Origin of the sequence: Limnohabitans rimovensis (SeqCode) (assembly GCF_965234775.1) — a bacterium.
In the GTDB taxonomy this organism is placed as follows: Bacteria; Pseudomonadota; Gammaproteobacteria; order Burkholderiales; family Burkholderiaceae_C; genus Limnohabitans; species Limnohabitans rimovensis.
In genome coordinates this window covers 1670981-1693937 of the sequence record NZ_OZ248562.1, presented here as the reverse complement: position 1 = coordinate 1693937, position 22957 = coordinate 1670981, and the positions used below count along the sequence as shown (strand labels likewise).

Below are 22957 nucleotides of genomic sequence, written 5' to 3'. Positions count from 1 at the left end.
AATTTCGTATGAATGGGTGAAGTTCAGATGAAACATGCTGAATTGAATCTGCATAGGTTGGACTTGAAACCCACCATACTATTTGTGGCAACAACGCCCTTTGCAGTCAATCCATTTTTGTCAGCTCACCTGGTTGCCTTGTCGGGCAAGTACAAGGTTGTTCTGTGTGTCAACGTTGAGGCTTATGAACTGATCCCCTCTTTGGCTGATTCAGTCAAAGTAGTCCATATCCCATTCGCCAGAAAAATGAATCCGCTGAGGGATTTAATAAATCTATTTCAGCTTTTGATATTGGTTTGGCAGATCAAGCCACTGTCCATTCACAGCATCACGCCCAAGGCTGGGCTGCTGGCGATGCTCGCTGGTTATTTGCGACGAGTGCCCAATCGATGGCACACCTTCACAGGGCAGGTTTGGGTCACAAGAAAAGGCTGGAGTCGTTTTTTGTTAAAAGCGCTTGATCGACTGATCGTTACATTGGCAACGAAGGTATTTGCAGACAGTGAATCTCAATGTCGATTTTTGGTGGTTGAAGGTCTGGTTGATCGAGATGGCATTGGTATGTTGGGAGCTGGCTCCATCGCCGGCGTCGATTTACAGCGTTTTAAGGTGGATCCCATTGCACGTCGCAGACTGCGACAACAAATGGGTGCTGTGGAAGAAGCCTGCGTCTTTATATTTGTGGGCAGATTGGCCCGAGACAAAGGGGTGTTTGACCTTGTTCAGGCTTTCAAAAAAATGGCAGATACTGTTGCAAGCGTAGAAATGTGGATGGTCGGTCCAGATGAAGAGGGGCTGCTCCCTTCACTACAGCAAGCAGGAAGCGGTTGCTTGGCTCCAATCAGATGGCTGGGAAAAACATCTGAACCAGAAAAATACATGGCAGCTGCCGATGTTTTGATGCTGCCGAGTTATCGAGAAGGGTTTGGATCGGTCATCATCGAGGCGGCTGCTTGTGGCATACCTGCCATCGCTTACCGAATTGATGGCGTTATTGACGCGGTTGTTGAAGACGTCACAGGAATTCTCGTGCAAGTGGGCTCGGTCCACGACTTGGTAGATGCAATGAACGCCATCCATCAAGATGGCAATCGCAGATCCCATCTCGGAGACTGTGCGCGAAAAAGGGCAGAGCAAGAATTTAGCGGTCAGGTCGCCACAGCTGCATGGCTAAAACATTACCACGATGCGTTGGGTGCGTGAGCTTATGTGGCTAACGCCCCCGAATTTCTCTCCACAACAAATACAACCCACTCCCCACCACCACGCAAGCCCCCAAAAGAACAGCCGAGTCAGGCACATTTCCAAACACCAACCAGCCTAGCGCAGACATATAAATAATTTGCTGATACAAAAAAGGGCCCAGCACTGCAGCCGATGCCCGGCGGTGGGCCAGGGTGACACAGTAGTGGCCCAAGCCTCCGAGCAGGCCGGTCAGTGCGATCCAGCCCCAGGTGCTCCAGTGTTGTGGGGTTTGCCACTGCCAGATTCCAAAAGGTGTGAGCACCACGGCGGCGACTGCGGCAGCCAGCCATTGCGTTGCTTCTGCTGATTCGGTTTTGGCCATGTGGCGCGTCAGCAAATTAAAGCTGGCATACAAGATGGCATTGAGCAAGGTGAGCAATATCGCCGGGTGAAAAGCGTGCGATCCCGGTCGGATGATGATGAGCACGCCCGCAAAACCGGCCAATATCGCGATCCATCGGCGCAGATCGAGTTTTTCGCCCAACCAAAGAGCGCTGAAAACCGCGATCAAGATGGGCACAGAAAACTGCATCGCACCCGTTTCGGCCAATTGCAAATACTGCAATGCCCAAAAATTCAGCGCCGTCATGGCACACATCATCAAACCGCGCAAAGCGTGCAGGCGGGGGCGTTGAACGGTGATCAACAGACGTCCATGTTGTGGCCACAGCAGTGCTGCCATGATTAACACATGGGTGGCAAAGCGCAACCAAACCACTTGAAGCACGGGCAGTTCTTGGACCAAATATTTGGCCAAGGCGTCCAAGGATGCAAACATCAGTGTGGTGAAGCTCACCAGGGCGATGCCGATGCGGCGCTGCTCGGGGCTGTTGGGCAACATGGGCTTAGCTGTCTTGCGTCGCTTGTGAAGCCGCCTTGGCCGCAAACTCAGCCCGTAATGCACGCAGTTTGGCGCGTGGGTCTTCTTTGACGGTCGTGTCGTCCAATCCCATTTCTGCGATGAAGCGACTGGGCACCCCCACCACCATGTCCCGGCCCTTTTTGCGCTTGCGCGCCCAACTGACCGCCAAGGTGTGTTGGGCTCGGGTGATGCCCACATACATCAAGCGGCGCTCTTCCTGCAAATGAATCGCTTGTAATTCGGTCAACACGCCTTCCACCACGGGGGTGTCTTGCCGAAAGGGCAGCAAACCTTCGTTGACGCCTACCAACATGACGTGCGGCCATTCCAGGCCCTTGGCGGCATGCAATGTGGACAAGGTGACGACGTTTTGATCGGTTTCGCGCTCGCTCAGGGTCGATAGCAAAGAAATGGTTTGGGCCACTTCGAGCAAATTTTTACGCTCGGATACCAAGCTCACCCCAGCCGCGTCATCGATGACGCCGCCACAGCGCTGGGCCATCCACTCGCAAAAGTCCAACACATGGCCCCAGCGTGCAACGGCCATTTTGTCGGTATCTTCTTGGTCATGCAGATGTTGCTCATAGCCAATGTCTTTGAGCCAGTCCATCAAAAAGCGTTGAGCGTCTTCAGCGCCTTCGGTGTGGCGGGCCCGGTATTGCAAGTCATTGATGCTGCGGCCAAACTCATGCAGTGACGCCACGGCCCTGGCGCTCAGCACACTGCCCAAGCTGTGGCTGAACAAGGCTTCAAACAGGCTCAGCTTGTATTGATTGGCAAACTGACCCAGTTGTTGCAAAGTTTGGTGCCCCACGCCACGCTTGGGCGTGGTGATGGCGCGCACAAATGCTGGGTCGTCGTCGTTGTTGACCCACAGTCGCAACCAAGCGCACAGATCTCGGATTTCAGCGCGGTCAAAAAAACTTTGACCACCTGAAACTTTGTAGGGGATGCTGGCCTTTCTAAAGGCCTTTTCCAGCACGCGCGATTGGTGGTTGGCGCGGTACATCACACAAAAATCGCGCCATTCACGCGGTGAGGCCGTGCTGCTGGCCCCATCGGCTGCGCGCAGCGACTGAATGCGCGCTACCACGCGTTCGGCTTCATGCTCCTCGTTGTCGGCGTCCACCACCCGTACTGGATCGCCTTCCCCCAACTCGCTGAACAAGGTTTTCGGATAGAGCTTGGGGTTGGGGCGAATCACATTGTTCGCAGCCCGCAAAATGGCGCGGCTGGAGCGGTAGTTTTGCTCCAACTTGACCACCCGCAAGCGTGGAAAGTCAGCGGGCAGTTTCTTAAGGTTGTCCAGCGTGGCGCCACGCCAGCCATAAATGGATTGGTCATCGTCGCCCACAGCGGTGAGGCATTGGCGTTCACCGGCCAGCAGTTTGAGCAACTCATACTGCGTGGCATTGGTGTCTTGGTATTCGTCCACCAACCAATGGCTGATTTGTTCTTGCCATTTCGAACGCACTTCGGGGTGGTTTTGCAACAGCTTTAGAGGCAGACCGATCAAGTCGTCGAAGTCCACGCTTTGGTAAGCGCTCAAGCGCTCTTCATATCGCGCCATGATGCGCGCAGTGATGCGTTCATTGTCATCTTGCGCCTGGGCTTCGGCCATGGCGGCATTGAGCCCCATGTTTTTCCACAAGCTGATGGCCCACTGCCATTGACGGGCGGTGGCCGCATCGGTGGTGCCGCCGGCGTCCTTGAGCAAACTGGTCACATCATCGCTGTCCAAAATGCTGAACTGGGGCTTGAGTCCCAAAGCCGCACCGTCTTGTCGCAAGATGCGAACGCCCAGGGCATGAAACGTACAGACCGTGACCTTTTGTGCGGCCTTGCCGATGAGTTTTTTGACCCGCTCGCGCATCTCGGCCGCGGCTTTGTTGGTGAAGGTGATGGCGGCAATCGCGCTGGGATCGACGCCAGACTGGATCAGCAGTGCCAACTTGTGGGTGATGACGCGGGTTTTGCCCGAACCTGCACCGGCCAAAACCAAGCAAGGGCCTTGCAAAATGTGGACGGCTTCGAGTTGGGCGTTGTTCAGGCCAGTTGACATGCAGATGACACGCAGGGGCAAAACGCTTGATCATAGCCGGGCACAATGCCACCCATGTCAACTGTTTTGTGGGTCACTTTTCCTTTTTTCGCACTGGTGTTGGCGGGTTTTGTGGCGGTCAAGCTCAAATTTTTGAGCATGGAGGCCATACCTGGCTTGAACAGCTTTGTTTTGTTTTTCGCGCTCCCTTGTTTGCTGTTTCGCTTTGGCGCCAACACCCCCATTGCGCAGTTGTTGGATGTGCCCTTGTTCATCACCTATGCGATTTGTGGTTTGCTCATGGTCACCTTTGTCGTGGCTTGCAGCTTGAACGATCGCATTCGGTGGAACGACGCATCCTTGGGAGCACTGGTCGCAGCCTTTCCCAACACCGGTTTTTTGGGCGTGCCTTTGTTGGTGGCCTTGCTGGGTCCGAGCTCTGCCGGTCCGGCCATCGTGTCCATCATTGCTGATTTGCTGTTCACTTCGTCCTTGTGCATCGCCTTGTCTCGATTGGACAGCGCAGGTGAACACGGTTTTCGCCATGCGGCGGTCAACGCGGTCAAGGGGGTATTGGCCAATCCCATGCCTTGGGCCGTGTGTTTGGGTGCATTGTTTTCTGCCAACGAGTGGCATTTGCCCGAGGCGGTGGACAAAACTTTGGGGCTGTTGGCAGACGCGGCGTCCCCGGTGGCTTTATTCACCATTGGTGCGGTACTCGCACGTTCACATGCGCGCGCCCGCATGAGTCAGCAGTCTGTCACTTTGATGCGCGACTATTTGCCTGTGGCCGTCGTCAAATTGGTGCTGCACCCCATGCTGGTGTTGCTGGTGGGAACCAGTGCCATTCAAATGGGCGCGGCCCTGGACCCCTTTGCTTTGATGGTGGTCGTCTTGGTGGCCGCTTTGCCCAGTGCCAGCAATGTGTCCATGCTGGCCGAGCGCTTGGGGGCCAACAATGGGCGCATCGCTCAAATCATCTTGGTCACGACCGCCTTGGCGTTTTTGACTTTTTCTGGCGCGGTGGTGTTGCTCAAGCCATGAGGCCTTAAATCACCAAAGGATCGACGTCGATGGCCCAGCGCAACACTTGGCGGTGGTGTTGCCGAGCCGATCTGAGCAAGGGCTGCCAGGCGGTTAAAAAGGATTGCAAGGCGGTGCGAGAAGTGCCTTCGACCAACATTTGAGCCCGCTCCACTTGGGCCACCCGTTGAATACCCAAAGGAACCGGCGGGTACAAAGTGAGCTGATGGGCACCTGGCAAATCCGTCGCCACTTGGGCCACAGCGGTTAAAAAGGCTTGGGCCGCTTCTTGTGTCCGCGCCTCAGCGCGCAGCAAGGCCTGAAAGCTAAACGGTGGCATGCCGGCCTGGGCCCGCTCTTGCAGTTGATCTTGGGCAAATTGGGGGTAGTCGTGGCGCTTCAAGGCGTCAAACAAGGGGTGTTGTGGAAAGTGGGTTTGTATCCACATCTCACATCCGTGGCCTTCTTGAAGCGACCATTGGGCGTCTCGCCCAGCCCGCCCTGCGGCTTGCATCAGCAGGCTGAACAAGCGCTCAGGGGCGCGAAAGTCGCTGGAGAACAAAGCGCCATCGGTGTCAATGGCCGCGACCAGGCTGACGCGGCGAAAGTCATGGCCTTTGGCAATCATTTGCGTGCCCACCAGCACATCGACCTCACCCGCATGCACTTGTGCCAACTGTGCCTCCAAGGTCCCTTTGGCACGGGTCGAGTCGGCATCGATGCGGGCAATGCGCGCTGCCCCACCGCCGGGCCGAACCACCCCTTCCAGCTGAGCGGCCAAAAGCTCCTCCAACTGTTCTGTGCCGCGGCCCATGGCCCGCACATCGGTGTCGCCACATTCGGGGCAGGCACGCGGTACCGCTTGGGCAAAGCTGCAGTGGTGACACCGCAAACTGCGATCCAGTTTGTGAAACACCTGAAATGCACTGCAGTGCGGGCATTGGCTCTTCCAGTGGCACGAAGGGCAGTGCAACACCGGTGCATAGCCGCGGCGATTGAGCAGCACCAACACCTGTTGACCCATGGCGATGCGCTCGCGCATGGCGTCCAGCAACACCGCCGAAAAAATGGTCCGTCGAGGCTGGCGGTTCATGTCCACCCGCCGCACCAAGGGCAATGCACTCTCCCCCACCCGCGCGGGCATGTGCAGCCGCACATAACGCCCCGCTGGCTTGTCCTCGCTGGCGGGTCGGCTGTGGTGCCAACTCTCCAGTGAAGGCGTGGCCGAACCCAGCAGCACTTTGGCGCCTTCGAGCTGGCCGCGGTAAATGGCCAAGTCGCGTGCCGAGTAGCGCGCCCCCTCTTGTTGCTTGTAACTGGGGTCGTGTTCTTCATCGACCACAATCAGGCGCAAATGGGGCAATGAAGCCAGCACCGCCATGCGGGTGCCCAGCACCATGCGCGCTTGACCGCTGTGGGCCGCCAACCAACTGGCCAGTCGCTGGGCTGGCGTCATGGCGCTGTGCATCGCGACCACGCAACCTGGTCCCAACCAAGGTTCAAACCGTTGGCGAAAGCGTTGCTCCAACTGGGGTGTGAGGTTGATCTCGGGCACCATCACCAAGGCTTGTGCCATGGGCTCAGCCTGCAACAAGCGTTGAACCGCTTGCAAATACACCTCGGTTTTGCCACTGCCTGTGCTGCCAAACAGCAAAAAGGGGCCTTTGTTTGCCGCCAATTGACCCAAAACGGTTTCTTGTTCCGCGGTGAGCACCAAGCCCTGTGGGGGTGCACCCAGACTCACCTGCGGCGGCGACTGGGTTTGTGTCACACCGGTGGTTTTGGCCTTGCCTTTTGGGATGCCCGCTTTGCGCTCAAGGCGACGCGTCAATTGCACCGGGCTGAGTTCACGCAAGGAAGGGGGCAGGGCGGCCAAAGCCACTTCGCCTTCACTGCGCTGGTAATAGCTGGCGGTGAAGCGAATCAGTGCTTGCCAACTGGCATTGAGAGGCGGCAAGCCTGTCAATTCACCAGAAATGGCACGCAAACGAAGGGGTTTCACAGGTGGAACTGGGTCGTCTGCCTGTGGCTGGTGGGGCCACACAATGCCAAGCAACTCGCGTTGGCCCAGTGGGACGCGAACCAAGGTTCCCAGCGCAAGTGCCTCCTCACTCAAATAGGTCAAAGGCCCGCCAATGCCGCTGTGCGCTGGGGTTTGGACCAAAACGGACAGGTGGACGGGCATGGCGATGGGTTTGTGTGCGGATGGTCAAGCGATGGACATGAAATCGGGTTTAAGTGCTTGATTTGCAAGCGCTTTGAACTAACCCCAAGATTCTGTGGATAACTTTGTTGATATCTTGCATTTCAGCCGCTCAAACCCTTGTCTGGCAAGGCTTTGAACAGAATGCCCGATTTTCAGGCAGTTCTGCAGCGCTATATGAATCAATGACTTAGGGGAATTTCAAGGGGCGAAAAAAAGAGCGGTCTCCAAACAGGGGCTTACTGCACCGCAACACAAATTTTGTGCATAAGTCAAGTCTCCCGACTAAACTTTGTTCGTAAAAGTGACCCAAAACATCATTTTTTCCGCAAAAACCGTGAGTGGCTGTGCACCGCGTCCACCAAGGCGCTGACATGCTCGGGCGGGGTGAACTGGCTGATGCCGTGACCCAGGTTGAAGATATGCGTCGGGCCGGTGGTGGTGGTGTCGGTGTGGGGTTTGCCAAAGCTGTCCAGCACGCGATGCACCTCGGTGGCGATTTGTGCAGGCGGCGCAAACAAAATATTCGGGTCGATATTGCCTTGCAGCGCTTTGCCAGGGCCGCCGACCTCACCGCCCACCAAACGTCTTGCGGTGCCGAGGTTCATGGTCCAGTCCAAGCCCAGCACCTCGCAGTCCAGGTCTTTCATCTCGGGCAGCCACAAACCGCCGCCCTTGGTGAACACCAGGCGTGGAATCACCGCGCCGTCATGGCTGCGTTTGAGCTGCGCCAACACGCGGCGGGTATAGGCCAGGCTGAAGTCTTGGAAGGCACCATCGGCCAGCACGCCGCCCCAGCTGTCAAACACCATCACCGCTTGGGCACCGGCTTCGATTTGGGTATTCAAATAGAGGGCCACCGCGTCGGCATTGATAGCCAAGATGCGGTGCATCAGGTCGGGGCGGCTGTACATCAGGCTTTTCACCAGCCGGTAATCGTCCGAGCCGCCGCCTTCCACCATATAGCAAGCCAGCGTCCAAGGGCTGCCGGAAAAACCGATGAGGGGCACGCGGCCGTTCAAGGCTTTGCGGATGCTGGTGACCGCGTCAAACACATATTGCAGCTTGTGCATATCGGGCACGGCCAGTTCGGCCACAGCGGCTTCGTCGCGCACCACTTTGGCAAACTTGGGCCCTTCGCCTTGGGCAAACGACAGACCCAAGCCCATGGCGTCGGGCACGGTCAAGATGTCAGAAAACAAAATCGACGCATCCAGCGCATAGCGGTCCAGCGGCTGCAAGGTTACTTCGGTGGCGTAGTCCACGTTGGTGGCCAGCCCCATGAAACTGCCCGCCTTGGCGCGGGTGGCACAGTACTCGGGCAGGTAGCGTCCGGCTTGGCGCATGAGCCAAACGGGGGTGTGGTCGGTGGCCTGACGCAAGCAGGCTTTAAGGAAGGTGTCGTTGAGGAGTGGTGCGTTCATAAAGCTTATTGTGGCAGGGCGTGGGGAGCGGTTGACACCGGGTCTTCACGGTGAGGAGGTGGCGGGATCAGCGCTGCGCCATGGTGTTCAGGATCAGATCTGGGCTGAGCAATTCAGACAGGACTTGTGGCGGTTTTCCCGGCCTGTAAAGCACGTAGACAGGCACGCCGCTGCGCCCCAATTCGGTCAAGGCGCGGGTGATGGCCGGGTCACGTCGTGTCCAGTCTGCCCGCATCAGGGTGGTCTGGCTCTGCGCAAAACCGCGCAAAACCTCGGGCTGGTTCAGGGTGGTTTGTTTGTTGAGTTGACAAGTCACACACCAAGCGGCTGTGAAATCGACAAAAACTGCTCGACCCTGGTTCAACTCTGCTTCGACGGCGGTCGGTGACCAGTTTTGCCAAGCCGATTCCGCCGCCCGGCCCGACGCTTCAGGCGCATTCAAGCGGGGCCAAACGAGTCCTGCGCTGGCCACACATGCCAGCAGTGCCACAGGCCCAAGCCAACGGCGCATGGATTGGGGCAAGTGCCAGGCCCATATCAAAGCGCTCACGGCCAACAAGACAAGCAGCATGGCCATGGCCGCGTCCAAACTGGTTTGTTGGCCCAAAACCCACAACAGCCACACCACCGTCACCCACAAGGGGAAAGCCATCAGCGTTTTGAACACACCCATCCACGCGCCTGGCCGGGGTAAAAACTGGCCCAGCGCGGGCCAATGGCTGAGCAGCGCATAGGGCAGGGCCATGCCCAGGCCCATGGTCGCCAAAACCGCCAAGGCGCTGGGCCAGGTTTGGCTCAGGGCCCAACCCATGGACACCCCCACAAAGGGTGCAGTGCAGGGAGAAGCCAGCCCCACTGCCAGCACCCCTGAGGCAAATGCATTGATGCTTGAATGGCGCGATTGCCAACCACCCCAAGCGGCGGGCCAGATGTTCCCCCATTCAAACAAGCCCATCAAATTCAGCGCGAGGGTGGTGAACAGCAAGGCCAGGGCGCTGACAAACAGCGGGGACTGCAACTGAAATCCCCAGCCGAGTTGCTCACCGGCCGAGCGAAACATCAACACCGCTGCACCCAGGGCGACAAAAGTGAGCACCACCCCAGCGCTGTAGGCCATCCCATCCCAACGCCGTTGCCGAGCGCTTTGCCCCGGCAAACCCAAAGCCACCACCTTGATGGCCAAAACCGGTAACACGCAGGGCATCAGGTTGAGCACCAAGCCGCCCAAAAGGGCGGTGATCAAGGCCAACCAAAAACTGGCACCCCATGTCGCATCGTTTGGATTGTTGCTGGCGTTCGTGGGGATGGGTGGCAGTGCTGACGGCAAGCCATGGGTGCTGGCGCCAGGTTGGGGCAGCGCAGGCCAGTCGCCTCGCACGGGCAGGTTTACCCGCCAGGCCGTGGACTCAGATCCGGTGTTGAAAACCAACAACACAGGCAGCTGATCAGGCTGGGTGCTGCGCATGGGGTGCAGGGGCAAACCGATTTGTAACTGGTCATCACGCCATTGGCTTTGGCTGCGTGGGTGGGTTTCGCCGGCATGGTCGGTCACTTCGGGCAACTCGACAAACACCGCAGGTTTTTGGCCCCAAAGGGCACGCGGCAGGCCCGCAACCGTCAGCGCCAATCGGTCTGGGTGCACTTGCGCATTGGAGGCACCCAGTGGCAGCACCTGCGGTTGTTGGCGCAACAAGGCTTCAAACAGGGGGCCGTGCACCGCTTGGCTGCTTTGGCTGGCGATGCGCAACACAAAGCGGCCTTCTTGAGGAATGCATTCTTGACGGCACACCAGCCAGTTGGCTTGCAACACCAATTCGGACGGTTCAGACAGACGGGCCGATGCGTTCAGGGTCACAGGCGCGGCCAACAAAACCTGGCCTTCGAAGCCATAGTTGGTCATCTCTCCCACTCGGATTTTTTGCGGGATGGGCCAATGGGTATCGCCAACCGTCCAGCCCGCGGGCGCTTGCCACTGCAATTGGGTGGGCAAGCCAGAGTCACCCGGGTTTTTCCAGTAGGTGTGCCAATCTTTTTGATGCTGGATGTGCAAACCCAACCACATGGTTTGACCGGGCCCCATGCCTTGGGGGGCCCATACCATCAATTCCGCACGCACTTGAGGCGTGGTGACCACCGCTGGGTTGCTTTGTGCCCAAAGGCCGCCCACAAAGCCCAAGGCCAGAGCCAAGGCGGACAAGCCATTGCGAAGGTGAATAAAGCAGGACATGGGGTGTCGATGGTAGCGAATGGTCTAAAACAAGTCAGCGCGGCCCGCTTTGTCGCAAAGTCCTTAAGATCCAGGGATGGACATCCAATCTCATTTCTGGGCCCAACTCACCACCACCGACTTTGCACAACTCGACGTCGCACGGGCCGTGGCCGTTTTGCCCTTGGGTGCCACCGAACAGCATGGCCCCCATTTGCCCTTGAATGTGGACACCACCCTGGTGGATGGCGTGGTGGCGGCTTCGCTCAACCACTTGACCAGCGCTGATCCAGTGCTGTTTTTGCCCACCCAAAACCTGGGTCTGAGCACCGAGCACACGGCGTTTGCGGGCACCCTCAGCGTGGCCCCGGCCACCTTGATCGAACTGTGGTGTGACATCGGCGCTGGTGTGGCCCGTGCGGGCTTGAAAAAAATGGTCTTGTTCAACGCCCATGGGGGAAATGGCGGGTTGATGGATGTGGTGGCCCGCGAGTTGCGCGCCCGCCATGGCCTTTTGGTGTTTGGCACCAGTTGGTACCAATTGCCGTTGGGAGAAGCGGTGATGGGCTTGTTCAGCGCCGAGGAACACCGCTTCGGCGCCCATGCAGGTGCCATCGAGACGGCCATGATGTTGGCCTTGGCGCCCAAAGGTGTGCGGATGGACCAGGCCCAAAACTTTTTATCAGCGGCACAGCACAAGGCCGCGCATTACCCCATCTTGGGCGACGGGCGCAGCGCCAAACAAGGTTGGCACATGCAAGACTACAACCCCTGTGGGGCGGTGGGCAATGCCACATTGGCCAAGGCCGAAGATGGTCAAGCTTTGGTGCAGGCTGCAGGTTTGCAGTTGGCGCGATTGCTGCGCGAGGTGGTTGAATACCCCCCGCTGGGATTGGGCCAATAGGCCACCCATCAGGTGTAAGTGACCCAGCCTTGGTGGGCCAGCCCATCCAGGTGGTTGATGGTGTTGTGGCTGACCAATGACAAACGCTTGGGTGTGTAGTGCATTTCACTCACCGCGGTATTGCGGATGCGCATATTGATTTCAATCGTCACTTCTGGGGGCGTTTGCAAGACATGGCCCACCGCTGTGGCGATGGGCCCGCCGCTGGACACCAGCAACACATCGCCACTGTGCTGGGCCTGCACATGCACCAAGGCGGACGTGACGCCGTGGACAAAGTCGGGGTAAGACGGCATGCCTTGGGGCTGGGCTTGGCCGCGCATCCAGGCTTGCAAGCCTTGGCGCAACAAACCAAAGTGGTGTTTGTAAAGCTCAGGGGTGTCGGGCTTGGCCAAGGGCTCGGGGTGGATGGCGTGAATCACCGCATGGCTGTCGTATTCGTTCAAGCCGGGCCACACCAAATGCTGCAGCTCGGCTTGGCCCATGCCTTGGGCAATGCCCCGCCATGTTTGCTGTTGACGCTTCAAGCTGCCGGTGATGACGGCTTCAAATGTCAATCTGCGCTCTTGAAAATAAGCGCCTAAGCGGCGACTTTGGCGCTGGCCGAGTTCGGACAACTGGTCATAGTCGTCGGCGCCAAACGAGGCCTGGCCGTGGCGCACCAAGTAAAGAGTTCCCATGGCGGGCATTGTCGCGAATCGGTGTTCGTTATGTCGTCTCGCGGGGGACGCGGGCCGCATCAAGCCAGGGGATCAAAGCGTCACTTGGCCTTTGATGCAGACCACGGACTCCCCGCCCACCCACACCTGCCCTTGGGCATCTTGTTGCACATGCACCCGACCGGCGCGGCCCAAGGCCGTGCCTTGGCGCGCCACGTAATGAGTGGGCGCAAGCCCTGCGCCGATCAGCCATTGGCCCAAGGCGGCGTTCAGACTGCCGGTGACCGGGTCTTCGGTCAAGCCCCCATGGCCTGGGAAAAACGCCCTGACCTCGAACGCCTCTGCTGGACCGTTCGTGCTCTGCTGAGACGCTTGATCCAAGGGGGCCACCACCCCAACCTCCATACCCGCCAAAATCTGGGCGTTGGGTTGGAGGGCCAGCACTTGCTGGGCACTGGCCAGCATGACACCGCGCCACTGGGGCCCGTTGTCGCACCAAGCGTGGTGCAAGATGTCTTTTCTGGCCAAACCCAAGCCCTGCGCAATGCGCAGCACCTCATCTTCGGGCAATGGGCCGCTGCGCCGCAGCGGGGGTGCGGCAAAGGCCAGCCGCTGACCGTTGCGCCGAATGCGCACCAAGCCCACGGCGCATTCCTGCACCACTTCTGCGCCCTGGGGCATACCGCCCGCGTCCAACCAAGCATGGCAACTGCCCAAGGTGGGGTGTCCAGCGAAGGGCAGCTCGCGGCCTGGGCAAAAAATGCGCAGCGCATAGTCAGCCCCTGCTTTGGTGGGGGGTAAAACAAAGGTGGCTTCAGATAAGTGGGTCCAGTCGGTGAAGGCCTGCATGACTTCGGTCGATAAGCCTGTGCCATCCAACACCACCGCCACGGGGTTGCCCAGGTAGGGGGTAGCTGTGAAGACATCTATTTGGGCGAAAGCGCGTTGCATGGCTGAACTCTTGTTTGCAAAGGAGGGATCCATCATGCCCGCAAAATCCAGCCAGCGGTGATGACCAACAGCAAGGCCATGCCCCGGTTGAACCAAATGAGGCGGTGGCCCTTTTCCAACCATTGCCGCAACACCGATCCGATGCACGCATAAGTGAAGTTGCTGCAAAAGGCAAATGCCATGCCCACGCCAACCACTTGCACCAAACGCTCAGTGGGGTTGGTTGCCGCTTGTCCATTGGCATGGATGACCCAACCGCCGGTCAAGGTGATGGCCAACATCCAGGCTTTGATGTTGAGAAATTGAAGCCCCACGCCTTGCCAAAACCCCAAATTCAAGCGTGATTCGTCTGCCGTGCCCAAGCGTTTTGTGCGGCTGAGCTTGAAGGCCAACCACAACATATATACGCTGCGCCAGAACATTGAATGGCCCAGCGCAGTGGCGGGTTGTCGGTGATCAACAAGCCCAAGCCTGCGCCGCACAGCACCAACAGCAAGGCCCAACCCAGGGGCACCGCCAAACAAAAGCGCAATGCCCGGCGCAGGCCGTGGTTGGCCGCCAGCGCTGTCGATAAAGTGGTGTTGGGGCCAGGGGAAAAGCTGACCGCCGTGCACATCGCCAGCAAAGCCGCCCATTCGGAGTTACCCATGGCGCCCCCATGCGGCTTTGGATGGGTGGCGCCACATCAACGACTGCCCAGGGTGTCCCAGCGTTGCAGAGCCTGCATCAACTCGGACTCAATGGCCTCGATGCGCGACCCCAGTTGGGCCGCTTTGACATGGTCTTGGATGAACAACTGGCCGTCGGCCAAAAGTTGATTGAGTTCGTTTTGTTCACGTTCCAAGGCCTCGATCAAGGCCGGCAAAGCATCCAACTCGCGCTGCTCTTTGAAGCTGAGTTTGGTTTTTTTGGCCGGCGGGGTGGAGGTTTCTTCTCGGTTTGGTGACGCAGGCAACATGGTGGGTTGACTGGCGATTGGTTCCACGTAGGAGCCCGCGTTGAGGGCCATGGCCCGGCGTGACTGCTGCAGCCAATCTTGCACGCCACCCACGTATTCACGCCAACGTCCGTCGCCTTCGAAGACCAAGGTATTGGTGACCACCTCATCCAAAAATGTGCGGTCGTGGCTCACGATGAACACCGTGCCATCGTAGTTTTGCAACAACTCCTCCAGCAACTCCAAGGTGTCAATGTCCAAGTCATTGGTGGGTTCATCCAACACCAACACGTTGGCGGGTCTGGCGAACAAACGCGCCAGCAGCAAGCGATTGCGCTCGCCGCCCGACAGCGACCGGATGGGAGAGTGCGCTCTGCCAGGCGAAAAAAGAAAGTCTTGCAAGTAGCTTTTGACGTGCTTGCGCTGGTTGCCAATTTCAATCCATTCGCTGCCCGGGCTGATAAAGTCTTCAAGGCTCGCGTTCAAGTCCAGGGCTTGGCGCATTTGGTCGAAATACGCGACTTGAATTTTGGTGCCTTGGCGCACTTTCCCGCTGTCGGGGCCAATTTCCCCCAAGATCAGCTTGAGCAGGGTGGTTTTGCCCGCGCCATTGGGGCCCATCAGACCCACTTTGTCGCCACGCAGCAAGGTGGCGCTGAAATCTCGAACCACGGTTTTGCGCTCGCCATTGGGGCCCGCGAACCACTTGCTCACGCCTTCCAGTTCAGCCACGATTTTTCCGCTGGGTGCGCCGCTGGACAGGCCCATGTTCACCCGGCCCTGTACTTCACGGCGTTGAGCGCGCTGTTGGCGCAATTGCTCCAACCGCACAATGCGACTTTGGCTGCGCGTGCGGCGCGCTTCCACCCCTTTGCGCACCCATACCTCCTCTTCAGCCAGCAACTTATCGGCCCGCGCTTGGACCACGGCCTCTTGTGCCAACTGCACCTCTTTTTGTTGTTGGTATGCCGCGTAATTGCCGGGATATGACAGCAAGCGACCCCGGTCAAGTTCAACAATGCGCGTGGCCACTTTGTCCAAAAAGCTGCGGTCGTGGGTGATGATGACCATGCTGGTGCGCGACTCGATCAGCAGGTTTTCCAGCCACTCGATGCTGTCGAGGTCCAAATGATTGGTGGGTTCATCCAGCAACAAGATGTCGGGTTGTTGCACCAATGCCTGGGCCAGCGCAACCCGTTTGGCGGTACCGCCCGAAAGTTCAGAAACCCGCGCCAGAGGATTGAGGCGCAGACGGTGCAACGTCTCCTCTACCCGTTGCTCCCAGCCCCAGCCGTGGCGCGACTCGATGGCGTTTTGCAACAGATTTAAGTCGCCTTCGCCCAGCGAATAGCTGTCGATCCAGGCGATCACCTCAGACAGGCCTTGCCGCACCGCCTCATGAACGGTCCATTCAGGGTCGAGCACAGGCTCTTGTTGCACCAAAGCCAAACGAACCCCTTGTTGCAACTGCAATTGACCATCATCCGGTTTTTCAAGGCCCGCCAAAATGCGCATGAGAGAGGATTTGCCCGTGCCGTTGCGACCAATCAAGCCCACGCGCTCAAGGGGTTGCAGTGAAAAATCCGCATGATCGAGCAATGCGGCTTGACCAAACGCCAATTGGGCTTGTTGTAGTTGAAGCAGGCTCATGATGTGGGGTAAGAGTAGGAGGTGCGCGCAGCCATCTGGCAGAGCGAACAGTCTGCGTGTAAACGCACAGCAGTTCAATCATTCTCGCTGACAAAAAAGAGGCGCTGTTCAAGAGAGACCCCCGAGCCGGCCATCGACACCAGATCAAAACACTTTCTCAAAGAAATTAAGTCATTTAGATTCAACGGCTTAGGTGATCTTGGCGCGTGAGATCACTGGTTCATGAGGAAAATAAATGCAGTTAGTTGACCGTGGTCTAAATTCCGGTATATACTGCAAGGCTTCGCTCAAGCGGAATGGCCTTCAAATGGCCATCCAAATGGGTAAAGACCCTAGGTGTTGACAGGACTTAAATAATCGTGTCATAATCCTTGGCTCAGCTGATCACAGCTAATCAACGGTTCGTTAACAACTTACAGCCGATAAGCGTGGGCGTTTGAAGGCAATTGCCAAGGTTCTAGTAACCGAGGCCGCAAGGCCTCAAACGCTCATGAGAATAGAAGTGAAGTTCACTTCAATTCCTTTTCTATGAGTTGCTCGAAAGAGCAAAAAAATTCAAGATCGAACTATAGAGTTTGATCCTGGCTCAGATTGAACGCTGGCGGAATGCTTTACACATGCAAGTCGAACGGCAGCACGGGGGCAACCCTGGTGGCGAGTGGCGAACGGGTGAGTAATACATCGGAACGTGCCCAGTCGTGGGGGATAACGTAGCGAAAGTTACGCTAATACCGCATACGATCTACGGATGAAAGCGGGGGATCGCAAGACCTCGCGCGATTGGAGCGGCCGATGTCAGATTAGGTTGTTGGTGAGGTAAAGGCTCACCAAGCCGACGATCTGTAGCTGGTCTGAGAGGACGACCAGCCACACTGGGACTGAGACACGGCCCAGACTCCTACGGGAGGCAGCAGTGGGGAATTTTGGACAATGGACGAAAGTCTGATCCAGCCATTCCGCGTGCAGGACGAAGGCCTTCGGGTTGTAAACTGCTTTTGTACGGAACGAAAAAGCCTTGGCTAATACCCAGGGTCCATGACGGTACCGTAAGAATAAGCACCGGCTAACTACGTGCCAGCAGCCGCGGTAATACGTAGGGTGCGAGCGTTAATCGGAATTACTGGGCGTAAAGCGTGCGCAGGCGGTTTTGTAAGACAGAGGTGAAATCCCCGGGCTCAACCTGGGAACTGCCTTTGTGACTGCAAGGCTAGAGTGCGGCAGAGGGGGATGGAATTCCGCGTGTAGCAGTGAAATGCGTAGATATGCGGAGGAACACCGATGGCGAAGGCAATCCCCTGGGCCTGCACTGACGCTCATGCACGAAAGCGTGGGGAGCAAACAGGATTAGATACCCTGGTAGTCCACGCCCTAAACGATGTCAACTGGTTGTTGGGTCTTTGCTGACTCAGTAACGAAGCTAACGCGTGAAGTTGACCGCCTGGGGAGTACGGCCGCAAGGTTGAAACTCAAAGGAATTGACGGGGACCCGCACAAGCGGTGGATGATGTGGTTTAATTCGATGCAACGCGAAAAACCTTACCCACCTTTGACATGTACGGAATTTGCCAGAGATGGCTTAGTGCTCGAAAGAGAACCGTAACACAGGTGCTGCATGGCTGTCGTCAGCTCGTGTCGTGAGATGTTGGGTTAAGTCCCGCAACGAGCGCAACCCTTGTCATTAGTTGCTACGAAAGGGCACTCTAATGAGACTGCCGGTGACAAACCGGAGGAAGGTGGGGATGACGTCAAGTCCTCATGGCCCTTATAGGTGGGGCTACACACGTCATACAATGGCTGGTACAGAGGGTTGCCAACCCGCGAGGGGGAGCTAATCCCATAAAGCCAGTCGTAGTCCGGATCGCAGTCTGCAACTCGACTGCGTGAAGTCGGAATCGCTAGTAATCGCGGATCAGCATGTCGCGGTGAATACGTTCCCGGGTCTTGTACACACCGCCCGTCACACCATGGGAGCGGGTTCTGCCAGAAGTAGTTAGCCTAACCGCAAGGAGGGCGATTACCACGGCAGGGTTCGTGACTGGGGTGAAGTCGTAACAAGGTAGCCGTATCGGAAGGTGCGGCTGGATCACCTCCTTTCTGGAAATAGCAATTAAATTCAAACGCTCACACTTATCGGTTGTTAGAGGTAGTCGCCACCGACCTGGCTTTTGCTTGGGTCTCGATGCGCCCGGCTTGGGTCTGTAGCTCAGTTGGTTAGAGCACCGTCTTGATAAGGCGGGGGTCGTTGGTTCGAGACCAACCAGACCCACCATCAAAGCCTGTTGGCTTGGGGTGGCGACAAAGGGTGCGGCGGCACACAATCTCAGCAGCCCAACGGGTTTCGAGGGGGATTAGCTCAGCTGGGAGAGCACCTGCTTTGCAAGCAGGGGGTCGTCGGTTCGATCCCGTCATCCTCCACCAATATCAACAACAAAGTGCCTTTATTAAAGGGTGCTTTGTTGTTGGTCTTATGACCAACAATCCAACCGAAAGGTTGACGGCTGTTCTTTAAAAATTCATAGAGTCGAATCAGCGTTGTTAGCGGAAACTGCACATTCGTAAAGGTTTAGTGCAGACCGTGCCGCTAGCAACAATTTTTTGATTGCGTCACATGAATATTCAATTTGGTTTGAAATTCATAAAGTAAATAAGCGAAAGCTTAGTTACGGCATAACGCGTCAGGTGAAAGACCTGACAGACAGTCCTTGAAATAAACTTAGTGTTTCGCAAGAAACGCCAAAGTTATAGGGTCAAGTGACTAAGAGCATGTGGTGGATGCCTTGGCGATGATAGGCGACGAAAGACGTGATAGCCTGCGATATGCTTCGGGGAGCTGGCAAATAAGCTTTGATCCGGAGATTTCTGAATGGGGAAACCTACCCAGCAGTGGGTATCGCACAGTGAATACATAGCTGTGCGAAGCGAACCGGGTGAACTGAAACATCTCAGTAGCTCGAGGAAAAGACATCAACCGAGATTCCGAAAGTAGTGGCGAGCGAAATCGGAGAAGCCTGTTAGTGATAGCACAAGACTTAGCGAAACGGTCTGGAAAGGCCGGCTACAGAGGGTGATAGCCCCGTACGCGAAAAGACCTGTGTGATACTGAGCTAACGACAAGTAGGGCGGGACACGTGTAATCCTGTCTGAATATGGGGGGACCATCCTCCAAGGCTAAATACTCATCATCGACCGATAGTGAACTAGTACCGTGAGGGAAAGGCGAAAAGAACCCCGGGAGGGGAGTGAAATAGATCCTGAAACCGCATGCTTACAAAAAGTAGGAGCCTCGCAAGGGGTGACTGCGTACCTTTTGTATAATGGGTCAGCGACTTACATTCAGTGGCAAGGTTAACCGAATAGGGAAGCCGTAGAGAAATCGAGTCCGAATAGGGCGTTCAGTCGCTGGGTGTAGACCCGAAACCAAGTGATCTATCCATGGCCAGGATGAAGGTGCGGTAACACGCACTGGAGGTCCGAACCGACTAGTGTTGCAAAACTAGCGGATGAGCTGTGGATAGGGGTGAAAGGCTAAACAAACTTGGAAATAGCTGGTTCTCTCCGAAAACTATTTAGGTAGTGCCTCAAGTATTACCGTCGGGGGTAGAGCACTGTTTTGGCTAGGGGGTCATGGCGACTTACCAAACCAATGCAAACTCCGAATACCGACGAGTACAGCTTGGGAGACAGAGCACCGGGTGCTAACGTCCGGACTCAAGAGGGAAACAACCCAGACCGCCAGCTAAGGTCCCTAAAATTGGCTAAGTGGGAAACGAAGTGGGAAGGCTATAACAGTCAGGATGTTGGCTTAGAAGCAGCCATCATTTAAAGAAAGCGTAATAGCTCACTGATCGAGTCGTCCTGCGCGGAAGATGTAACGGGGCTAAGCCAGTTACCGAAGCTGCGGATTTGCAATTTATTGCAAGTGGTAGGAGAGCGTTCTGTAAGCCTGTGAAGGTGGTCTGTAAGGACTGCTGGAGGTATCAGAAGTGCGAATGCTGACATGAGTAGCGTTAAAGCGGGTGAAAAGCCCGCTCGCCGTAAGCGCAAGGTTTTCTACGCAACGTTCATCGGCGTAGAGTGAGTCGGCCCCTAAGGCGAGGCAGAGATGCGTAGTTGATGGGAAACAGGTCAATATTCCTGTACCGATGTGTAGTGCGATGTGGGGACGGAGAAGGTTAGCTCAGCAGACTGTTGGACGTGTCTGTTCAAGCCTGTAGTCGTGCCTGGTAGGTAAATCCGCCGGGCTTAGATGAGGGGTGATAACGAGGAAGCTTGCTTCCGAAGTGAGTGATACCCTGCTTCCAGGAAAAGCCACTAAGCTTCAGCTACACACGACCGTACCGCAAACCGACACTGGTGCGCGAGATGAGTATTCTAAGGCGCTTGAGAGAACTCTGGAGAAGGAACTCGGCAAATTGACACCGTAACTTCGGAAGAAGGTGTGCCTTTAGTAGGTGAAGTCCCTCGCGGATGGAGCCCAATGAGGTTGCAAAAAATCGGTGGCTGCGACTGTTTAATAAAAACACAGCACTCTGCAAAGACGAAAGTCGACGTATAGGGTGTGACGCCTGCCCGGTGCTGGAAGATTAAATGATGGGGTGCAAGCTCTTGATTGAAGTCCCAGTAAACGGCGGCCGTAACTATAACGGTCCTAAGGTAGCGAAATTCCTTGTCGGGTAAGTTCCGACCTGCACGAATGGCGTAACGATGGCCACACTGTCTCCTCCAGAGACTCAGCGAAGTTGAAATGTTTGTGATGATGCAATCTCCCCGCGGAAAGACGGAAAGACCCCATGAACCTTTACTGTAGCTTTGTATTGGACTTTGAACAGATCTGTGTAGGATAGGTGGGAGGCTTTGAAGCAGGGTCGCTAGATCTTGTGGAGCCAACGTTGAAATACCACCCTGGTGTGTTTGAGGTTCTAACCTAGGTCCATTAGCTGGATCGGGGACAGTGCATGGTAGGCAGTTTGACTGGGGCGGTCTCCTCCCAAAGCGTAACGGAGGAGTTCGAAGGTACGCTAGGTACGGTCGGACATCGTGCTAATAGTGCAATGGCATAAGCGTGCTTAACTGCGAGACTGACAAGTCGAGCAGATGCGAAAGCAGGACATAGTGATCCGGTGGTTCTGTATGGAAGGGCCATCGCTCAACGGATAAAAGGTACTCTGGGGATAACAGGCTGATACCGCCCAAGAGTTCATATCGACGGCGGTGTTTGGCACCTCGATGTCGGCTCATCTCATCCTGGGGCTGTAGCCGGTCCCAAGGGTATGGCTGTTCGCCATTTAAAGAGGTACGTGAGCTGGGTTTAAAACGTCGTGAGACAGTTTGGTCCCTATCTTCCGTGGGCGCTGCAGATTTGAGGAAGCCTGCTCCTAGTACGAGAGGACCGGAGTGGACACACCTCTGGTGTATCGGTTGTCACGCCAGTGGCATTGCCGAGTAGCTAAGTGTGGAAGAGATAACCGCTGAAAGCATCTAAGCGGGAAACTCGTTTCAAGATGAGATCTGCCGGGGCCTTGAGCCCCCTAAAGAGTCGTTCAAGACCAGGACGTTGATAGGTCAGGTGTGGAAGCGCAGTAATGCGTTAAGCTAACTGATACTAATTGCTCGTGCGACTTGACCCTATAACTTTGGCTTAAAGCCAAGGGTGTTATGCCAAGTGACGCATTCAAAATCGAAAAGCTGATTTGCTCTATGAATTCTTTGTCTTGTTGGTAACAAGACAATCAAAAGTTATGCCTGATGACCATAGCGACGTGGTACCACTCCTTCCCATCCCGAACAGGACAGTGAAACGCGTCAGCGCCGATGATAGTGCGGATTGCCCGTGTGAAAGTAGGTCATCGTCAGGCTTTTACAGCCTCAAAAAGCCCAACTCGAAAGAGTTGGGCTTTTTGTTTTGGCGGGTTACAAGTTGCTTAAAACGGGACCGTCGATGCGCGCAGCACCAGAAGCAACCAATTGTTGAACGATGGATGAAATCCAAGTGGAAATATCAACATCGGTTTGGCGGTGCATCAGCTGTAGATAAGGTGTTTGAATGGCCCAAGCCAAGAAATCACTCAAGGGCAGCGACTGAAATTCCATCAGTTTGAACTTCAGCAAGACCTTGCTGGCGTAAGCCTGGTGCTTTTCGGGCTGACTTACAAACTGATCCAGACGGCTTCGTGCACGGTCAATGGCATCACAAACATCCATAAATGCAGGACCATGACCAGGGTAAACAATATTGGCTCCCAGGCTTTGTATCAAATCCAAAGTCGATGACACTTCGTCAAAGGCGTCCATTCCCTCGAGTTCTGGAAATACAACGCCAAAACCGTTGGACCACAAAGCATCAGCAGAAATCAAAACCTTCTGTTTTGGTTCAAACAAAACCACCGAATGGCTATCATGTCCTGGCGCCGCATGTACCTCCCAGGTAAATGAACCAGATTCAACACTGCTCCCAGGTTTCAAAACATGATGAGGTACAAAGCGAGGACATTGTTGGCCCGTGGATTTGTAAGTCAATAAATCCTCATCCCAATGTAAAACAGCATCAAAATGGCCAGGTGGAATCCAAATTTGGGTATCTGGGAAAGCCGCTTGTAGCTTTGCGTTGCCCCCGCAGTGATCGCTGTGCAAGTGCGTATTGAGAATGCGGCTCAATGAACGGCCAGACAACTGAGATAGAACCAAGGCCAATGTTTGCTCAGCATGGGTGGCATAACCGGTATCAATCAGTGTGGTGTGTTCATCATCCATCAACAGAAAGTTGTTAGAAGACAGCCAGCCACGCTCAAAAAAATAAAACCCGGGTGGGTGAGGGATGGTGTGCATCCAGTCATATTAAACCGATATGGATTT

The 22957-nt window shown here is 56.0% G+C and carries 12 protein-coding genes, 2 tRNA genes, 3 rRNA genes and 1 pseudogene; 8 read left to right on the top strand and 10 right to left on the bottom strand.

The annotated features are described in order from the left end of the window. The first annotated feature begins 12 nt into the window (after positions 1-12). Positions 13-1203, top strand: a complete 1191-nt coding sequence (locus tag AC8GFZ_RS08170) for a glycosyltransferase family 4 protein (RefSeq protein ID WP_506644140.1) — start codon at positions 13-15, stop codon at positions 1201-1203. A gap of 10 nt (positions 1204-1213) precedes the next feature. Here AC8GFZ_RS08170 and AC8GFZ_RS08165 read toward each other — a convergent pair whose 3' ends face one another. Both AC8GFZ_RS08165 and AC8GFZ_RS08160 read right to left on the bottom strand, forming a co-directional pair. Next, positions 1214-2086, bottom strand: coding sequence for a DMT family transporter (locus AC8GFZ_RS08165; protein ID WP_506644138.1), 873 nt, complete (start codon positions 2084-2086; stop codon positions 1214-1216). Positions 2087-2090: 4 nt separating this feature from the next. Beyond that, entirely contained in the window at positions 2091-4169 is a 2079-nt protein-coding gene (locus AC8GFZ_RS08160) for an ATP-dependent helicase (RefSeq protein ID WP_506644136.1), read from the bottom strand. Between the two features lie 54 nt (positions 4170-4223). On the opposite strand from AC8GFZ_RS08160, the gene AC8GFZ_RS08155 reads away from it, so the two are divergent. Next, positions 4224-5192 carry an AEC family transporter gene (locus AC8GFZ_RS08155; RefSeq protein ID WP_506644134.1) on the top strand — a complete coding sequence of 323 codons (969 nt, stop codon included), beginning with the start codon at positions 4224-4226 and terminating at the stop codon, positions 5190-5192. Positions 5193-5196: 4 nt separating this feature from the next. On the opposite strand, the gene priA is transcribed toward AC8GFZ_RS08155, so the two are convergent. The 3 genes from priA to AC8GFZ_RS08140 form a co-directional block, all read right to left on the bottom strand. After that, positions 5197-7356 (bottom strand): replication restart helicase PriA, encoded by a 2160-nt coding sequence (priA, locus tag AC8GFZ_RS08150; protein ID WP_506644132.1) that lies wholly within the window; start codon positions 7354-7356, stop codon positions 5197-5199. 335 nt (positions 7357-7691) lie between these two features. Beyond that, positions 7692-8807 carry a uroporphyrinogen decarboxylase gene (gene hemE / locus AC8GFZ_RS08145; RefSeq protein ID WP_506644268.1) on the bottom strand — a complete coding sequence of 372 codons (1116 nt, stop codon included), beginning with the start codon at positions 8805-8807 and terminating at the stop codon, positions 7692-7694. A gap of 58 nt (positions 8808-8865) precedes the next feature. Beyond that, positions 8866-11025, bottom strand: coding sequence for a protein-disulfide reductase DsbD family protein (locus tag AC8GFZ_RS08140; RefSeq protein ID WP_506644130.1), 2160 nt, complete (start codon positions 11023-11025; stop codon positions 8866-8868). A gap of 76 nt (positions 11026-11101) precedes the next feature. On the opposite strand from AC8GFZ_RS08140, the gene AC8GFZ_RS08135 reads away from it, so the two are divergent. Further along, the gene (locus AC8GFZ_RS08135) at positions 11102-11908 is read left to right on the top strand and encodes a creatininase family protein (RefSeq protein WP_506644127.1); all 807 of its coding nucleotides are present in this window, start codon (positions 11102-11104) and stop codon (positions 11906-11908) included. Positions 11909-11916: 8 nt separating this feature from the next. Here AC8GFZ_RS08135 and AC8GFZ_RS08130 read toward each other — a convergent pair whose 3' ends face one another. From AC8GFZ_RS08130 to AC8GFZ_RS08115, 4 genes and pseudogenes are all read right to left on the bottom strand, one after another. Then, a complete protein-coding gene (locus tag AC8GFZ_RS08130; RefSeq protein WP_506644125.1) occupies positions 11917-12588 on the bottom strand; it encodes a histidine phosphatase family protein in 672 nt (223 codons plus the stop codon). A 72-nt stretch (positions 12589-12660) separates the two neighbouring features. Beyond that, positions 12661-13518, bottom strand: a complete 858-nt coding sequence (locus AC8GFZ_RS08125; protein WP_506644123.1) for a PhzF family phenazine biosynthesis protein — start codon at positions 13516-13518, stop codon at positions 12661-12663. Between the two features lie 32 nt (positions 13519-13550). Next, positions 13551-14167 (bottom strand): annotated as a pseudogene (locus AC8GFZ_RS08120) (LysE family translocator). 36 nt (positions 14168-14203) lie between these two features. Then, entirely contained in the window at positions 14204-16105 is a 1902-nt protein-coding gene (locus tag AC8GFZ_RS08115; RefSeq protein ID WP_506644121.1) for an ATP-binding cassette domain-containing protein, read from the bottom strand. A gap of 563 nt (positions 16106-16668) precedes the next feature. On the opposite strand from AC8GFZ_RS08115, the gene AC8GFZ_RS08110 reads away from it, so the two are divergent. The 5 genes from AC8GFZ_RS08110 (at position 16669) to rrf (ending at position 21960) form a co-directional block, all read left to right on the top strand. After that, a 16S ribosomal RNA gene (locus AC8GFZ_RS08110) occupies positions 16669-18199 on the top strand. A 98-nt stretch (positions 18200-18297) separates the two neighbouring features. Continuing rightward, a tRNA-Ile gene (locus tag AC8GFZ_RS08105) sits at positions 18298-18374 on the top strand. 73 nt (positions 18375-18447) lie between these two features. After that, positions 18448-18523 (top strand) — tRNA-Ala (locus tag AC8GFZ_RS08100). 327 nt (positions 18524-18850) lie between these two features. Beyond that, positions 18851-21732 (top strand): 23S ribosomal RNA (locus AC8GFZ_RS08095). A 114-nt stretch (positions 21733-21846) separates the two neighbouring features. Then, positions 21847-21960, top strand: a 5S ribosomal RNA gene (gene rrf / locus AC8GFZ_RS08090). Together the 16S, 23S and 5S rRNA genes with 2 tRNA genes alongside form the textbook arrangement of a ribosomal RNA operon. A gap of 55 nt (positions 21961-22015) precedes the next feature. Here the strand turns inward: rrf and AC8GFZ_RS08085 are convergent. Then, entirely contained in the window at positions 22016-22930 is a 915-nt protein-coding gene (locus AC8GFZ_RS08085) for an MBL fold metallo-hydrolase (protein ID WP_506644119.1), read from the bottom strand. Positions 22931-22957: the final 27 nt, after the last annotated feature.

Excerpts from the sequence above, each read along its gene's own strand:
- AC8GFZ_RS08135 (WP_506644127.1), top strand. The coding sequence starts at position 11,102 with ATGGACATCCAATCTCATTTCTGGGCCCAACTCACCACCACCGACTTT.
- AC8GFZ_RS08170 (WP_506644140.1), top strand. The coding sequence starts at position 13 with ATGGGTGAAGTTCAGATGAAACATGCTGAATTGAATCTGCATAGGTTG.
- priA (WP_506644132.1), bottom strand. The coding sequence starts at position 7,356 with ATGCCCGTCCACCTGTCCGTTTTGGTCCAAACCCCAGCGCACAGCGGC.
- AC8GFZ_RS08115 (WP_506644121.1), bottom strand. The coding sequence starts at position 16,105 with ATGAGCCTGCTTCAACTACAACAAGCCCAATTGGCGTTTGGTCAAGCC.
- AC8GFZ_RS08130 (WP_506644125.1), bottom strand. The coding sequence starts at position 12,588 with ATGGGAACTCTTTACTTGGTGCGCCACGGCCAGGCCTCGTTTGGCGCC.
- AC8GFZ_RS08125 (WP_506644123.1), bottom strand. The coding sequence starts at position 13,518 with ATGCAACGCGCTTTCGCCCAAATAGATGTCTTCACAGCTACCCCCTAC.
- AC8GFZ_RS08155 (WP_506644134.1), top strand. The coding sequence starts at position 4,224 with ATGTCAACTGTTTTGTGGGTCACTTTTCCTTTTTTCGCACTGGTGTTG.
- AC8GFZ_RS08160 (WP_506644136.1), bottom strand. The coding sequence starts at position 4,169 with ATGTCAACTGGCCTGAACAACGCCCAACTCGAAGCCGTCCACATTTTG.
- AC8GFZ_RS08165 (WP_506644138.1), bottom strand. The coding sequence starts at position 2,086 with ATGTTGCCCAACAGCCCCGAGCAGCGCCGCATCGGCATCGCCCTGGTG.
- AC8GFZ_RS08085 (WP_506644119.1), bottom strand. The coding sequence starts at position 22,930 with ATGCACACCATCCCTCACCCACCCGGGTTTTATTTTTTTGAGCGTGGC.
- AC8GFZ_RS08140 (WP_506644130.1), bottom strand. The coding sequence starts at position 11,025 with ATGTCCTGCTTTATTCACCTTCGCAATGGCTTGTCCGCCTTGGCTCTG.